Below are 15,023 nucleotides of genomic sequence, written 5' to 3' on the forward strand. Positions count from 1 at the left end.
AGCATGAGTAGAGCGGTAGTAGAGCTAAAGGATTTACAAACACACTTTCAGACGGAAGAAGGTACAGTAAAGGCTGTCAATCATGTTAGCTTTTCAGTTCGAGAAGGTGAAACAGTTTGTGTAGTAGGCGAATCAGGTTGCGGGAAAAGTGTAACGGCTTTATCTATTATGGGACTTATTGCTGAATCTGGCGGCATCGTTGGTGGTGATATTCTTTATGAAGGAAAAAGTCTTTTAGGAATGAAAGAGAAAGAACTTCGTAGTTTAAGAGGAAATGATATCGCCATGATTTTCCAGGAACCGATGACATCGCTTAATCCGGTCTTTACTGTTGGAGAGCAAATTGTTGAGACGTTAAGAGAGCATGAACTACTTAGCAAAAACGAAGCATACAAAAAAGCAATTGAATTAATTCGTAAAGTTGGTATTGCTCGTGCTGATGAAATTGTCCATTCTTATCCGCACGAATTAAGCGGTGGTATGTTACAACGTATTATGATTGCTATTGCACTTAGTTGTAATCCAAAGTTATTAATTGCAGATGAACCGACAACAGCTCTAGACGTTACGATTCAAGCGCAAATATTAGACTTACTAAGACAAGTAAAAGAGGAATTTAAAACGTCCATTTTATTAATTACACATGATCTAGGTGTTGTAGCAGAAATGGCCGATTATGTTGTCGTTATGTATGGCGGGAAAGTTATTGAAGAGGCACCGGTACTAGAAATATTTCAAAATCCGAAACATCCATATACGCAAGGGTTGCTAAAATCAAAACCAGTAATGGGGAAACGAACAGATAAACTTTATTCTATTCCAGGGCAAGTTCCAAATTTAGTTGGCTTAGATGAGTTTTGCTACTTTAGTGGCCGCTGTGAACATTGCATGGAAATATGCAAAAATGAAGCGCCAAATCTTAATGTGCATGACGAGGATCATAAAGTAGCTTGTTGGTTATATGAGGAGCGTGCTGGGCAATGAGTGAACCATTATTAGAAGTGAAGAACTTAAAAACGTATTTTCCGATTAAGGGCGGCGTATTTAGTAGAACGATTGGACATGTGAAAGCGGTAGATGGGGTAAGCTTTACAATTGATAAAGGAGAAGTGTTTGGTCTTGTAGGAGAGTCTGGAAGTGGGAAAACGACGATAGGAAAAACAATTCTCCGTCTCGTTCAAAAAACAGAAGGTGAAGTGAAATTTAAAGGTCAAGATGTTCATGCTTTATCAAAAGAAGAGCTGAGAAAGCATCGTCCTAATATGCAGCTCGTTTTTCAAGATCCATTTAGCTCATTAAATCCAAGAATGAGAATTGGAGAAGCGCTTGGTGAGCCAATGTTGGCTCACGGACTAGCGACGAAAGAAAATGTCCGTGAAAAGGTGATAGAAGTATTGGAGTTATGTGGTTTAGCGCCGTATCATATTGACAGGTACCCTCATGAGTTTTCCGGTGGGCAACGTCAACGTATCGTTATTGCAAGGGCAATGGTATTAGATCCAGAATTTATTGTAGCTGATGAGCCTGTTGCGGCATTAGATGTATCTATTCAAGCGCAAATCATTAATTTGTTTAGTGAATTACAGGAGAAAAAGGGATTATCCTATTTATTCATTTCACATGATTTAAGTGTTGTGGAGCACTTATGTACGAAAATTGGAATTATGTATTTAGGAACTATTGTGGAAACAGCATCACGTGATGAGTTATTTGCGAATCCGCTTCATCCATATACAAAAGCATTGTTATCAGCAGTGCCAATACCGGATCCAACGGTTAAGCGAGAACGGATTATTTTAGAAGGGGATATTCCAAGTCCTGCAAATCCACCATCAGGTTGCCGTTTTCATACACGTTGCCCCGTTGCTACAGATATTTGTAAAACGAATGTACCAGAATTCCGTAATGTGGGTGAAGATCATTTTGTTGCTTGTCATCATGTGTAAAAGAAAAGGACTCTTTCTGGTCTTATCCCTGTCAAGTAGACAATATTAAAAAGACTAAGCAGCCATCGAGATTCGATATTCTATCGGAGCTCGGTGGTTGAGTCGTTTTTGGAACCGTTTATAGTTATAAAAATAAATATACTCTTCAATTGCTTGTATTAAATCTGCTTCTGTTTTAAAATGATTCAAATACAACATTTCCGATTTAAAATGGGAGAAAAATGACTCAATACAGGCATTATCATGGCAGTTTCCTTTGCGAGAGTGGCTGCCAATGATACCTAAACCTAAAAGTCGTTTGTTGTAGGCGTGAGATGTGTACTGGAATCCCTGATCTGAATGGAGAATGGTTCCACGCACATCTCTTTTTTGTGCCAACATTTCAATTGTATCTAATACAAGTTCATTATCGTTGCGCTTGGATATTTTCCAAGAAACAACTTCGTTATTATAAATATCTTGTACAACAGAAAGATACCGAAATCCCTCTTGGAATCGTAGGTAAGTAATATCTGTAACAAGCGCTTCATTTTGTTGGCGATCTTTGAATTCACGGTTTAAAACATTCGGAAAAACATTGGAATAGTTCCCTTTAAAGAAGCGACGCTTCTTTCGAATAATAGATTGAATGTTGAGCTCGCTCATTAAGCGATATACTTTTTTGTGATTTATAAAGTATCCCTCTTCCTGTAAAGCGATTTTCATACGTGGATAACCATATTCCTTGTGCCTTACATGAATAGATTGTATTACTTTTTTTAATCGTTTCTCGGATTCTAGTCGTATGTTTTTCATACTTTTTGTATGAATCCACTTATAGTAACTTGAACGATGTACACCCGCAAATTTCGTAAGCCATATAACTGGATATTTCCCCTTTAATGATTCAATGATATGATATCTCACCGTATATTTTAGTGCACCTCCATTTACAGATTCGGATACTGCTTTTTTAAATATTCAACCTGTGCCTTATAGTAGTCACGTTCCTCTTCAATCGTCTTAAAATGAACGCGTTTGCCTTTTAGAGGATTTGATATACCTTTCATTCCACCATTTTTTCCACGAGTATCTGTAATTTCACCAGATTCTTTATATTTTTTCACCCAATTTTTTAGTTGTGTAGAGCTTCTAATCTGATATTTTTCTTTTATCATATTATAACTTCCTTCTCCGTTTAAATAACTTTGAACAGCCGTTAACTTTAATTCTTCTGAATATGTAATAAATGTTGAACCTTTTTTAGTCATGAAAAATCCCCTCCAAGTAATAGTGTAACATCCATGTATGTATGTACATGGTCTTTTTACACCGTCTACTTAAAGGGGATAATATCATTCAAAATGTGAAAGAGTCCTTTTTTTACCCCGCATTAACTGCCCGTAAAAGCCCGATTGGTTCAACTAATAATCAGAGGAACCCCGCCTCTGATTAAAGTTTCACTTTATTTACTAGATGAAGTTTGTTTCAATACAAATTGCTCGATTGCATGAGCAACACCATGTTCATTGTTTGTTAATGTTACAACGTCACATAGTTTTTTGACATCTTCTTCGGCATTTCCCATTGCAACTGATAAGCCAGCTACTTGTAACATTGGCACATCATTAAAGTTATCGCCGATTGCAACAGTATCTTCAATTGGTATATTGAAATAAGCTGCCATTTCTTGCAAACCATTGCCTTTATGGCCATGCTTATCCATAATTTCTACATTAGTAGGAGCTGATGCCGTAACTGAAATATCCGTATCTTCTTGTAAAGTTTGCAATAGCTGCGAACGATGAGCAGCATTAAATGTCAAAATAAAGAATTTAGATATTTCTAATTCTGGATTATTTACGACATCTTCGATTTTTTGGAAATCAGTAATTAAGTTTGATTTCTTTTGTTTTTCTGTAATTCTTTCAAGTTCCTCAAGTGTAACATCTAGTGTATGCTTATTTTCTTCGAATGCCTGCATAACTTGATTTTGCCATGTATAAGGAGAGTAAACCCCTTTATTTGTGTACAACTTATATGGAAAACCTTCAGATTCTAGTAATTTTGCAAGCTTGTATACTTTATCATTTTGTAAACAACGCGAGTTAATTACTTTTCCGTCTACATAAACAATTGCCCCATTGCTTGCTCCAACTGGAAGAGATAGTTTATATTCTTCCAATAATTTCAAAGCATCCTCTTTCGCGCGGCCAGAACAAATCATTACAATATGACCAGCCTCTTTTGCGGTTTGGATAGCTTGTAAGTTCTCTTTGGAGATTTCAAGATTAGATGATAGTAGTGTACCATCCATATCTAGTGCGATTAATTTCAAAATGACCACCTCTTTGTTTCCATTATACATAGTTATATAGAGGAAACATATAAACTTATCTTGGAAAGATAGTATTTTATCCCGCATTAATTTCTAGTAAAAGTGCGATTGGTGAGGGGAATAATTAGTAGGGAATGGAACTCTCGTTGATTAAAGTTTCACTTTGGTTTTTAACAAAATAGAGATGAATAATATTATATTTCGCTTTATGACCTTAATGTTACACTAGTGTTACAAATATGATTGTAGTAGAAAACGCATTAAAACAAGGTTTTTGAGTGTTAATTTAAAAAAACGTAAAAAAAGTGTAATAAAATTTACGTAATTATATTGCAACGTAATAATAGTTATGTTACATTAGTGTTACAAACGTTACGTAATTAATTTCAATGTAACGTTAACATGAAAACTATGAACTAATCATTTCTTAGTAATTACATATAGATAACTTATAAAAAAGGAGAATGAATGATATGAACAACGAGCAAGTATTACAAGTAACAAAAGGTGACTTCTTAGGATCAGCAAGCGGAGCAGTAGTATTAACAGCATTAATCGTATTTCTATCAAGCGTATTAGTATAATAGAAGTTTTGTAACAAAAATAAGAGAAGGGAGAATGAAAATTATGAACAACGAGCAAGTATTACAAGTAACAAAAGGTGACTTCGTAGGATCAGCAAGTGGAGCGGTAGTATTAACAGCATTAATCGTATTTCTATCAAGCGTATTAGTATAATAGAAGTTTTGTAACAAAAGATAAATGAAGGGAGAATGAAAGATATGAAAGAGCAAGTATTACAAGTAACAAAAGGTGACTTCGTAGGATCAGCAAGTGGAGCAGTAGTATTAACAGCATTAATCGTATTTCTATCAAGCGTATTAGTATAATAGAAGTTTTGTAACAAAAGATAAATGAAGGGAGAATGAAAGATATGAAAGAGCAAGTATTACAAGTAACAAAAGGTGATTTCTTAGGATCAGCAAGCGGAGCAGTAGTATTAACAGCATTAATCGTATTTCTATCAAGCGTATTAGTATAATAAAAGTTTTAAATTGTACAAAATGAAAGGAGAATGAGGAATATGAACAGTGAACAAGTGTTACAAGTAACAAAAACAGATTTATTAGGATCATTAGGCGGAGCGGTAATATTAACATCATTTATTCTATTCCTTGCAAATATATTAGTATGAAAAATATAAATACAATCATTCAAAAAAAATAAAGACTCTAACGTATTAGTAAGTAGTTAATATGTTGGAGTCTTTTTTGTTTTCCTCTCATATATACCTTCAAGTATTAATATTTTCCCCTTACTTTAAAGAGAAAAAAGTCGAATTTTATATGTAAGAAAAAAAGAGGAATTTGACAGAAAAGATAGAAAATTTTAAAGGTCGGAAATTGTTAGCTTGCTAACTAATTTCTATTAATTGATGTTGGAAGCGATTTCGGTTGGTTTTAAGTATGGACCATTTAATCTATTTACAGGGGGATGAAGATATTATGAAACAAAAATCTATGGATACGCTAGCTGCACAAATGGAGGACTTTTTTCCGGTACGTGATGTAGATCATTTGGAATTTTACGTAGGGAATGCAAAGCAATCAAGTTATTATCTTGCGAGAGCGTTTGGATTCAAAATTGTAGCTTATTCTGGATTAGAAACAGGAAACCGTGAAAAGGTATCTTATGTTCTTGTGCAAAAAAATATGCGTTTTGTTGTGTCGGGAGCTTTAAGTAGTGATAGTCGTATTGCAGAGTTTGTAAAGACTCATGGTGATGGAGTGAAAGATGTGGCTTTACTTGTTGATGATGTTGATAAAGCATACTCTGAAGCTGTAAAACGTGGCGCTGTTGCGATTGCTCCTCCTGAAGAGTTAACAGATGAGGAAGGTACCTTGAAGAAAGCGGTTATTGGTACGTATGGTGATACAATTCATACGCTTGTAGAGCGTAAAAATTATAAAGGAACATTCATGCCAGGATTTCAAAAGGTAGAGTTCAATATTCCATTTGAAGAATCCGGTTTAATTGCTGTAGACCATGTAGTTGGTAACGTTGAGAAAATGGAAGAGTGGGTTAGTTATTATGAGAATGTTATGGGCTTTAAACAAATGATCCATTTCGACGATGACGATATTAGCACAGAGTATTCGGCATTAATGTCAAAAGTTATGACGAATGGAAGTCGTATTAAGTTTCCAATTAATGAACCAGCAGACGGAAAAAGAAAGTCACAAATTCAAGAATATCTAGAGTTCTATAACGGAGCGGGTGTACAGCATCTTGCTTTATTAACAAGTGATATTGTAAAAACAATTGAAGTGCTTCGTGCAAATGGCGTGGAGTTTTTAGATACGCCAGATACGTATTACGATGAGTTAACTGCACGTGTTGGGAAAATTGATGAAGAAATTGATAGATTAAAAGAATTGAAGATTCTAGTAGACCGTGACGAAGAAGGTTATTTATTACAAATCTTTACGAAACCAATTGTAGATCGTCCAACTCTATTTATTGAAATCATCCAACGTAAAGGTTCTCGTGGATTTGGCGAAGGGAACTTTAAAGCTTTATTCGAATCAATTGAAAGAGAACAAGAGCGTCGCGGAAATTTATAAAATTTGTATCCACCAGCAAGAGTTCCTTTGTTGGTGGAAATTTCATTTTCATAGGGAGGAATCACGATGAAATTTGTTACATTTCGTCTCCCATCGAAAGAAATGCGAGCTGGATGGCTTGAAGGTGACAAAGTAATCGATATGAATCTTGCGAGTGATGGACAATTACCTTCTTCTATGTTCGCCTTTTTAGAGAAAGCAGATGAGTATGTAGAAGTATTGCGTAATATTAAGAATCCTGAAAAGGGTATATATTCCTTAGAGGAAGTTCAATTAGCAGCGGCAATTCCTAATCCGAGTAGCATTCGAGATTTTTATGCATTTGAGCAGCATGTAAAAACAGCTCGCGGGAGAAGAGGGCTAGATGTTGTGCCTGAATGGTATGATATCCCGGTTTTTTATTTTACGAACCACCGTGCTGTTATTGGACCAGATGATTTTGTTATTGGTCCGAAGAAGTCTAAAAAGCTTGATTATGAGTTAGAGATTGCTTGCGTAATTGGGAAAGAGGGACGAAACATTTCTCGTGAACAAGCAGAGGAATATATTTTTGGTTACTGCATTATGAACGACTGGAGTGCAAGGGACTTACAAGCAACAGAAATGAAAGTGGGACTCGGTCCAGCGAAAGGAAAAGATTTTGCAACTTCATTAGGAGCGTATCTCGTTACGAAAGAGGAATTAGACGTTTATCGTAACGGTGATCGTTATGATTTAGAGATGACTGCTCATGTAAATGGAAAGATATTATCAAAGGGAAACTTCCAAGATATTTACTATACATTTGCTGAAATGATTGAACGTGCTTCGGAAGACGTTACGTTATATCCAGGAGATGTGATTGGTTCTGGGACAGTAGGAACAGGATGTATTTTAGAACTTGGTACAGAAGAGTGGCTACAAGATGGAGATGTTGTAGAGCTGTCGATTACTGGTTTAGGTACGTTACGTAATACGGTCAAAAAAGACATGAAAGCAGGTGATGGGCATGTTTTATCGTCACATGGGGGAGCTACCTCATAAACGACATGTACAATTTCGTAAAAAAGATGGATCGCTTTATCGTGAGCAGGTAATGGGGACAAAAGGTTTCTCTGGTACCCAGTCTATTTTGTATCATCATTATATGCCAACAGAAGTAGGGCACGCGGCATTATCGCATTCTTGTCAGTTACAGTATGAAGAGGATGCCCTTCTTGCTCATCGCCACTTCCGTACGAAAGAAAATAAAAAAACTGGTGATGCAGTAAGCGGAAGAAACTTTATGCTTGGGAATGAGGATTTATTAATTGGAGTAGTGAGTCCAACAGAAAAAATGGATTATTTTTACCGTAATGGTGATGGCGATGAAATGTTATTTGTTCATTATGGAACAGGAAAAATTGAAACGATGTTTGGAACGATTCACTATAGAAAAGGTGATTATGTAACAATTCCAATTGGAACGATTTATCGTGTTATTCCAGATGAGGGAGAGACTAAGTTTCTTGTTGTAGAGGCAAATAGCCAAATTACAACACCAAGTCGCTATCGCAATGAATATGGGCAATTGTTAGAACATAGTCCGTTTTGTGAAAGAGATATGCGTGGACCGGAGAAATTGGAGACATATGATGAAAAAGGTGAGTTTGTCGTAATGACAAAGTCGAGAGGTTATATGCACAAGCATGTGTTAGGGCACCATCCGTTAGATGTTGTTGGGTGGGATGGTTATTTATATCCGTGGGTCTTTAATGTGGAGGATTTTGAACCAATTACAGGTCGTATTCATCAGCCACCACCAGTACATCAAACATTCGAAGGGCATAATTTCGTCATTTGCTCTTTCGTACCGCGTTTATACGATTATCATCCAGAATCTATTCCGGCACCATATTATCATAGTAATGTGAATAGTGATGAAGTACTGTACTATGTAGAAGGTAACTTTATGAGCCGAAAAGGTGTAGAAGAAGGTTCTATTACGCTTCATCCAAGCGGGATCCCGCATGGGCCACATCCAGGGAAAACAGAAGCGAGTATAGGGAAGAAAGAGACACTTGAACTGGCCGTTATGATAGATACATTCCGTCCGCTTCGTATTGTAAAACAAGCACATGAGACGGAAGATGAAAAATATATGTATAGCTGGATTGAAGAGGGTTCATATACTGTGAAATAAGTAAAAAGAGGCATGCTCACTACGGGAGCATGCCTCTTTTATGGAATCGACATGTATAATAATACCAAAAAAAGTTATGAAAATATATATAGATATGATTGTCTGAATCTTTTTATCGAAAGGATGATAAGAGTATAGTATGCATCTCGATAGTTTTCTGTTTATTTCGACAAAAGTATTGACTAAAAAACATACCGTGGGTAAAATGAAAAAAAGTAAATTAAATTTTCAGAAAACTAAAAACATGGAGGAGCACAGTATGAAGCAAATTTTTCAAAAGAAGCCGATTTCAACGTTACTGCAAGAAAGTAAACAAAAGACATTATCGAGAACGTTAGGGGCACTTGATTTAACAATGCTTGGAATCGGAGCAATTGTTGGAACTGGTATTTTTGTTCTTACTGGCGTTGTAGCAGCGAAACATTCTGGACCAGCTATTATATTATCATTTGCTATAGCTGCATTAGCTTGTGCCTTTGCTGCATTTTGTTACGCTGAATTTGCTTCTTCAGTTCCTGTCTCAGGGAGTGTTTACACGTACACGTATGCGACGATGGGAGAAGTATTTGCATTCTTAATTGGATGGGATTTAATGCTCGAGTATTTATTAGCCACATCTGCTGTAGCCAATGGATGGTCAGCGTATTTGCAATCGTTATTAAAGGGATTTGGGATTCATATTCCCACCATTCTCTCCTCGGCCCCTGGTGCTGGAAAGGGTGGAATAATTGATTTACCTGCAGTTTTAATTATTCTAGTTATGACGGTCCTTTTATCTAGAGGTGTTCGTGAAAGTGCACGTGTAAATAATATAATGGTATTTATTAAACTAGCAGTTGTTCTCATTTTTATCTTCGCCGGATTTAATTATGTAAAACCTGAAAATTGGACACCTTTTATGCCATTTGGGTTAGATGGTGTAATGGCTGGAGCAGCTACAGTTTTCTTCGCATTCATTGGATTTGATGCTGTATCAACAGCCGCAGAAGAAGTGAAGCGCCCACAACGCGATTTGCCGATTGGAATTATTGCATCGTTACTAGTTTGTACGGTTCTTTACATTGTTGTTTCACTTATTTTGACAGGGATTGTTCCATACGGTCAGTTGAATATATCAGATCCAGTTGCTTTCGCACTTCAATTTATTGGACAAGATAGTTTGGCGGGAGTGATATCAGTAGGAGCAATTACAGGAATTACAACTGTAATGCTAGTTATGATGTATGGGCAAGTTCGTGTTTCATATGCAATGAGCAGAGATGGATTGTTACCGAAGCGTCTTGCTAAAGTTCATCCGAAATTTAAAACACCATTTTTAAATACATGGACAACAGGTATTATTGCAGCACTTATTTCAGGATTAATAGATTTAAATGTTTTAGCACATCTTGTAAATATGGGAACTTTGTCAGCATTTGCACTTGTAGCTGTTGCTGTCATTGTGATGAGACGAACTCATCCTGATTTACCAAGGGCGTTTAAGGCGCCGCTCGTACCATTTTTACCAGCATTAACAGTTATCTTTTGCTTATATTTGATGCTTCAATTATCAGCGACAGCTTGGATTAGTTTTGGTGTTTGGATGGTTATCGGTATAGTAGTTTATTTCGCCTATAGTAGAAAGCGTAGTGTTTTAAATAATAGTAAAAAAGAAGAAGATGTAGCAAATTTATAAGTGGAAAAATCCATTCTAATTCTGTTAGGATGGATTTTTTATTTTGAAAATTTACATTTTTCTGAATTTGTTATAAGATAATTGTTGGCGAACTAAAGGGGTGAAAATGTGAAAAATACATGGCGTGAGCTAAGAGAGATGGATCGTAACGTATGGATTCGATTTATCGGTGAGACATTGAACGGAATTGCGATGATGATGTTAATGCCTTTTTTTGCACTATATTTAAAAGATAAGGTAGATTCTTTATTACAAGTTGGAATCATTATGGCGCTTTCTCCAATAGCTGCAAGTTTTGGTTCGCTTATAGGCGGAAGAATAGCTGATATATATGGAAGAAAGCCAATTATGATATTTTCAATGGCGAGTAATGCATTACTAATGCTCGGTTTTTTATTTATAGAAGGGTTTATTCCATATGCCATTTTATCTATTTTTTTAGGGTTAAGTAATTCGCTATTTCACCCAGCGGCATCAGCGATGGTTGCAGATGTGACGGCGCCAGAAAAAAGAACAGAGGCATATGGTTTATTGCGAATGGGACACAATATTGGTGCTGCAATTGGACCGATAATGGGAGCATCAGTAGTTGTTTTATCAAAGAACCTCGTGTTTATTATTGCTTCATCCGCTATGTTGTTTTATGCGCTACTAGTGTTAGTACTTATTAAAGAAACAATGCCAAAAATTACGGATATGACGGAAAAAAATAAAGAGAAGGAATCCGGAGCAGTTTGGAAAATTTTAATGAGAGATAAGGCGTTAATGATTTATTTGTTAGCGGGGATCATTATTTCTATGGGGTTTTCTCAAACAGAAGGCATGTTACCGCTTCACTTTGATAACGAAATGAAGGATATTTTTGGAGTCAACAATCCATACCCATATTTAATGGCATTAAATGGTCTATTAGTTGTTTTATTTCAATTTCAAATTTCAAAATGGGCGACAGATAAACCTGTTGGAAAGACGATGTTATACGGTGCGTGTTTGTTCGGAATTGGTTTGTTTTTTATAGGATGGTTACCGAAGTGGTTTGGAGAATATGATACAAATGCTACAATTATTTTAATGACGTTAATGTTTGTTTATGCCATATATACGTTAGGCGAGATGATTATGTCGCCTGTACAGATGACGTTTGTAGCGAATTTGGCCCCTGAGCATTTGAGAGGAACCTATATGGGGGCGGCGAGTTTGCAGTGGATTACAGGAAGTGCATTCGGTCCACTTCTTGGTGGTTTTCTATTGGATCGTTTGCTTGGTCACTACTTATTTACAATTTTAAGTGTAGGGTGTGTAGTTGCAGGCTTTGTATATGTTTCTTTAGATCGTCTTGTTGAGCAGAGGCAAAAAGATACGCCTACAAAACAGTCTTCTTAATAAAATGAAACTTTAATCAATGTTTTTTCACCCTCCACAAATGGTAGGGTAATATAGATGACATACACACAAAGTGGATTTTTACATATTTTAGGTACATAACTAGATTAGATAGCAATTTTTCTCTAAAGTTTAATTTTGTTTAGGTGTGTAGAAATTAAAGAAAAAAGTGTAGAAAACCAATAAGTGGTGTCTTTTAATTATTTGTGGAAGTTACATTTTATTTCAAATAGGAACTACCTATTTTTATAAAAAGTGCTAAAATAGAAAAATGAAAACAATTGGTTAGGGTGATTTCAGTGACAAAAATTAAATTAGGTTTATTATACGGTGGAAAATCAGCTGAGCATCAAGTTTCGTTACAAACGGCTCTTGCTGCTATTAAAGCATTAAATCAAGATAAATTCGAGATTCATCCAATTTATATTACAGAACAAGGCCAATGGATGCGTGGAGAGCGTATTGAAGGCGAAGTAACAAATGTTGAGGCATTACAAATGAGTGGGGAAGAGAATACAATCTCTCCTGTATCATTAAGTACAGAAATTATCCCAACTGCAACTTCTAAACAAGAAGATGCAATTGATGTTATTTTCCCATTATTACATGGACCGAATGGTGAAGATGGAACAGTACAAGGGTTATTAGAATTACTAAACATTCCATATGTAGGTAACGGTGTATTAGCATCATCTGCTGGTATGGATAAAGTTGTTATGAAAAATATCTTTGCAGAAGCTGGATTGAAACAAGCGAAATATGCATCTTTCATTCGTAGCGCATGGGAAAAAGATCGTGAAACAGCGTATGAAAAAGTAGAAGAAGTATTAGGATATCCTTGCTTCGTAAAACCAGCAAACCTTGGTTCAAGTGTTGGTATTAATAAGTGTAATGATCGTGAAGAGCTTGAGAATGCATTCGAAGAGGCATTCCAATTTGACCGTAAAATTATTGTAGAAGAAAATATTGTAGGTCGTGAAGTAGAAGTTGGTGTATTAGGTAATGATGAGCCGAAATGTTCAGTTGTAGGTGAAATTGTACCGAAAAAAGATTTTTATGATTACAAATCGAAATACATCGATGGTGATACAGCGTTAATTATTCCAGCTGAAATGACAGAGGAAGAGTCTAATGTAATTAAGCGAGATGCAATTATCGCATTCCAATCATTAGATGGTTCGGGCTTAACACGAGCTGATTTCTTCTTAACGAAAGATGGAGAAGTATATATTAACGAAGTAAACACAATGCCAGGATTCACGCCGTTTAGTATGTTCCCTCTATTATGGCAACATACAGGGTTACCGTATCCGGAATTAATTGAAGAGCTAATTCGCTTAGCGATTGAGCGTCACGAAGAAAAACAAAAAATTAAATATACAATCTAACAAAAAAGGAGGAAGCACTATTCGAAGGAATAGTGCTTCCTCTATGTAAGGAGTGTTTTCATGATAAATCGAACGTTAAAACAAGTAGAGCAGATGATAAATGGTACTGGATTAGCAGAGCGGTATGAGGGAATTACTATACAAGGAGTGTCTATTGATACGAGGAAAATTGAAAAAGGAAATTTATATGTTCCAATTCAAGGTGAACGTTTCGATGGACATGCTTTTGTAGACAAAGCTGTTGAAAATGGGGCGATTGCTACATTATGGATGAAAGATGTAGAAAACCCACCTGAAAATCTTCCGGTTATTTTTGTAGAAGATACACTAGCAGCATTGCAAATGTTAGCGAAAAACTATCGTGATCAATTGGATGTAAAAGTTGTTGGTGTAACGGGTAGTAATGGTAAAACATCTACGAAAGATATTGTAACAAGTATTCTTGCGACTAAATTTAAAGTTCAAAAAACAGAAGGTAATTTCAACAACCACATCGGTTTACCTCTTACTATTTTAAATTTAGAGGAAAATACAGAAGTAGCTGTATTAGAAATGGGCATGTCAAGCCGAGGAGAAATTGAATTTCTATCTAAGTTAGCTCGTCCTAATGCAGCTATTATCACGAACATTGGTGAGGCACACTTAATGGATTTAGGCTCTCGTGAGGCGATTGCTGAAGCGAAGTTAGAAATTGTTACAGGTTTACAAAAGGGTGGCGTGTTCGTATATAATGGAGATGAGCCGCTATTAACGAATCGTGTTCCAGAAATGAATTTAGCAGCTGAAACAGTTACATTTGGTGATGCGAGAGCAAATGATTACTATCCAACTACTGTAACATTGCAGGCTACTGGGACACACTTTAAGATGAACAGGGATGAAACTTTGTCATTCTATTTGCCAGTACTAGGAAAGCATAATGTATATAATACGCTTGCTTCAATGGCAATTGCAAAACATTTTGGTGTAACGTGGGAAGAAATGAAAAAAGGTTTAGTAACACTTCAAATGACAGGTATGCGTATGGAAATTGTAAAAACAGATAGTGGTTTAACAATTATCAATGATGCTTATAATGCTAGTCCAACAGCTATGGAAGCTGCGTTCCACCTAATGAATGGTTTAGATGGATTTGCTAAAAAAATTGTTGTACTTGGTGATATGTTAGAACTTGGAAATCAAGAAGTGCAATTTCATTATGAAGTAGGTAAATTAATTGATCCAGCAAAGATCTCATATGTATTCACATATGGTAGATTAGGGGCTCAAATTGCTGAAGGTGCAAAAATTAATTTCCCTAAAGACCGTGTAAAAGCGTATGATAGTAAAGAAGAGTTAATAAAAGAGTTGCAAGCAGTAGTTGATGCAAAAGATGTTGTGCTAGTAAAAGCGTCTCGCGGTATGAAATTAGAAGAAGTAATTACGATGTTGAAATAATTGGTGTATATAAATAGGGATGATAGCCACGAAAATAGTGGAAACTTATAATAAGCGCTTACAGTAAATGATAAAAAAATAAAAGTAAAGAA

Annotated in this window: 17 protein-coding genes; 14 read left to right on the forward strand and 3 right to left on the reverse strand. The window is 35.9% G+C overall.

Annotated elements, in window-relative coordinates; translation table 11 throughout:
- The first annotated feature begins 3 nt into the window (after positions 1 to 3).
- Both JFU23_RS16825 and JFU23_RS16830 read left to right on the forward strand, forming a co-directional pair.
- A complete protein-coding gene (locus tag JFU23_RS16825; protein WP_002091396.1) occupies positions 4 to 984 on the forward strand; it encodes an ABC transporter ATP-binding protein in 981 nt (326 codons plus the stop codon).
- On the forward strand, positions 981 to 1,946 hold the full coding sequence (locus JFU23_RS16830; RefSeq protein ID WP_061689741.1) for an ABC transporter ATP-binding protein: 966 nt from the start codon (positions 981 to 983) through the stop codon (positions 1,944 to 1,946). The genes JFU23_RS16825 and JFU23_RS16830 overlap by 4 nt, the downstream gene beginning before the upstream one ends.
- 54 nt (positions 1,947 to 2,000) lie before the next feature.
- On the opposite strand, the gene JFU23_RS16835 is transcribed toward JFU23_RS16830, so the two are convergent.
- The 3 genes from JFU23_RS16835 to JFU23_RS16845 form a co-directional block, all read right to left on the reverse strand.
- Entirely contained in the window at positions 2,001 to 2,852 is an 852-nt protein-coding gene (locus JFU23_RS16835) for an IS3 family transposase (RefSeq protein WP_172805416.1), read from the reverse strand.
- 23 nt (positions 2,853 to 2,875) lie between these two features.
- Positions 2,876 to 3,196: a helix-turn-helix domain-containing protein gene (locus JFU23_RS16840; protein WP_201031485.1), complete on the reverse strand. Its 321-nt coding sequence runs from the start codon at positions 3,194 to 3,196 to the stop codon at positions 2,876 to 2,878.
- Between the two features lie 194 nt (positions 3,197 to 3,390).
- Positions 3,391 to 4,263 carry a Cof-type HAD-IIB family hydrolase gene (locus JFU23_RS16845; RefSeq protein WP_201032349.1) on the reverse strand — a complete coding sequence of 291 codons (873 nt, stop codon included), beginning with the start codon at positions 4,261 to 4,263 and terminating at the stop codon, positions 3,391 to 3,393.
- A 464-nt stretch (positions 4,264 to 4,727) separates the two neighbouring features.
- Here JFU23_RS16845 and JFU23_RS16850 point away from each other — a divergent pair, with 464 nt between their 5' ends.
- The 12 genes from JFU23_RS16850 to murF all read left to right on the forward strand — a co-directional run bounded on the left by JFU23_RS16850 (position 4,728) and on the right by murF (position 14,931).
- Positions 4,728 to 4,847, forward strand: a complete 120-nt coding sequence (locus JFU23_RS16850; protein ID WP_207193020.1) for a DUF3948 family protein — start codon at positions 4,728 to 4,730, stop codon at positions 4,845 to 4,847.
- A gap of 43 nt (positions 4,848 to 4,890) precedes the next feature.
- Positions 4,891 to 5,001 (forward strand): DUF3948 family protein, encoded by a 111-nt coding sequence (locus JFU23_RS16855; protein WP_001058534.1) that lies wholly within the window; start codon positions 4,891 to 4,893, stop codon positions 4,999 to 5,001.
- A gap of 35 nt (positions 5,002 to 5,036) precedes the next feature.
- The gene (locus JFU23_RS16860; protein WP_000654250.1) at positions 5,037 to 5,153 is read left to right on the forward strand and encodes a DUF3948 family protein; all 117 of its coding nucleotides are present in this window, start codon (positions 5,037 to 5,039) and stop codon (positions 5,151 to 5,153) included.
- A gap of 35 nt (positions 5,154 to 5,188) precedes the next feature.
- Entirely contained in the window at positions 5,189 to 5,305 is a 117-nt protein-coding gene (locus tag JFU23_RS16865) for a DUF3948 family protein (RefSeq protein ID WP_002029425.1), read from the forward strand.
- Between the two features lie 42 nt (positions 5,306 to 5,347).
- Positions 5,348 to 5,458, forward strand: coding sequence for a DUF3948 family protein (locus tag JFU23_RS16870; RefSeq protein ID WP_001083697.1), 111 nt, complete (start codon positions 5,348 to 5,350; stop codon positions 5,456 to 5,458).
- A 310-nt stretch (positions 5,459 to 5,768) separates the two neighbouring features.
- Entirely contained in the window at positions 5,769 to 6,887 is a 1,119-nt protein-coding gene (gene hppD, locus JFU23_RS16875; RefSeq protein WP_002140158.1) for a 4-hydroxyphenylpyruvate dioxygenase, read from the forward strand.
- A gap of 66 nt (positions 6,888 to 6,953) precedes the next feature.
- Complete coding sequence (locus JFU23_RS16880; protein WP_002191747.1) at positions 6,954 to 7,910, forward strand: fumarylacetoacetate hydrolase family protein; 957 nt, start codon at positions 6,954 to 6,956, stop codon at positions 7,908 to 7,910.
- Complete coding sequence (locus JFU23_RS16885) at positions 7,876 to 9,048, forward strand: homogentisate 1,2-dioxygenase (RefSeq protein WP_002140161.1); 1,173 nt, start codon at positions 7,876 to 7,878, stop codon at positions 9,046 to 9,048. The genes JFU23_RS16880 and JFU23_RS16885 overlap by 35 nt, the downstream gene beginning before the upstream one ends.
- Before the next feature lie 259 nt (positions 9,049 to 9,307).
- Entirely contained in the window at positions 9,308 to 10,723 is a 1,416-nt protein-coding gene (gene bcaP, locus JFU23_RS16890) for a branched-chain amino acid transporter BcaP (RefSeq protein WP_061675818.1), read from the forward strand.
- Positions 10,724 to 10,831: 108 nt separating this feature from the next.
- Positions 10,832 to 12,106: an MDR family MFS transporter gene (locus JFU23_RS16895; protein ID WP_002124811.1), complete on the forward strand. Its 1,275-nt coding sequence runs from the start codon at positions 10,832 to 10,834 to the stop codon at positions 12,104 to 12,106.
- Positions 12,107 to 12,405: 299 nt separating this feature from the next.
- The gene (locus JFU23_RS16900) at positions 12,406 to 13,494 is read left to right on the forward strand and encodes a D-alanine--D-alanine ligase (protein WP_002009961.1); all 1,089 of its coding nucleotides are present in this window, start codon (positions 12,406 to 12,408) and stop codon (positions 13,492 to 13,494) included.
- 60 nt (positions 13,495 to 13,554) lie between these two features.
- A complete protein-coding gene (gene murF, locus JFU23_RS16905) occupies positions 13,555 to 14,931 on the forward strand; it encodes a UDP-N-acetylmuramoyl-tripeptide--D-alanyl-D-alanine ligase (protein ID WP_085308680.1) in 1,377 nt (458 codons plus the stop codon).
- Positions 14,932 to 15,023 lie beyond the last annotated feature (92 nt).

It is taken from the genome of Bacillus sp. TH50 (assembly GCF_016650565.1).
Classification (GTDB): domain Bacteria; phylum Bacillota; class Bacilli; order Bacillales; family Bacillaceae_G; genus Bacillus_A; species Bacillus_A mycoides.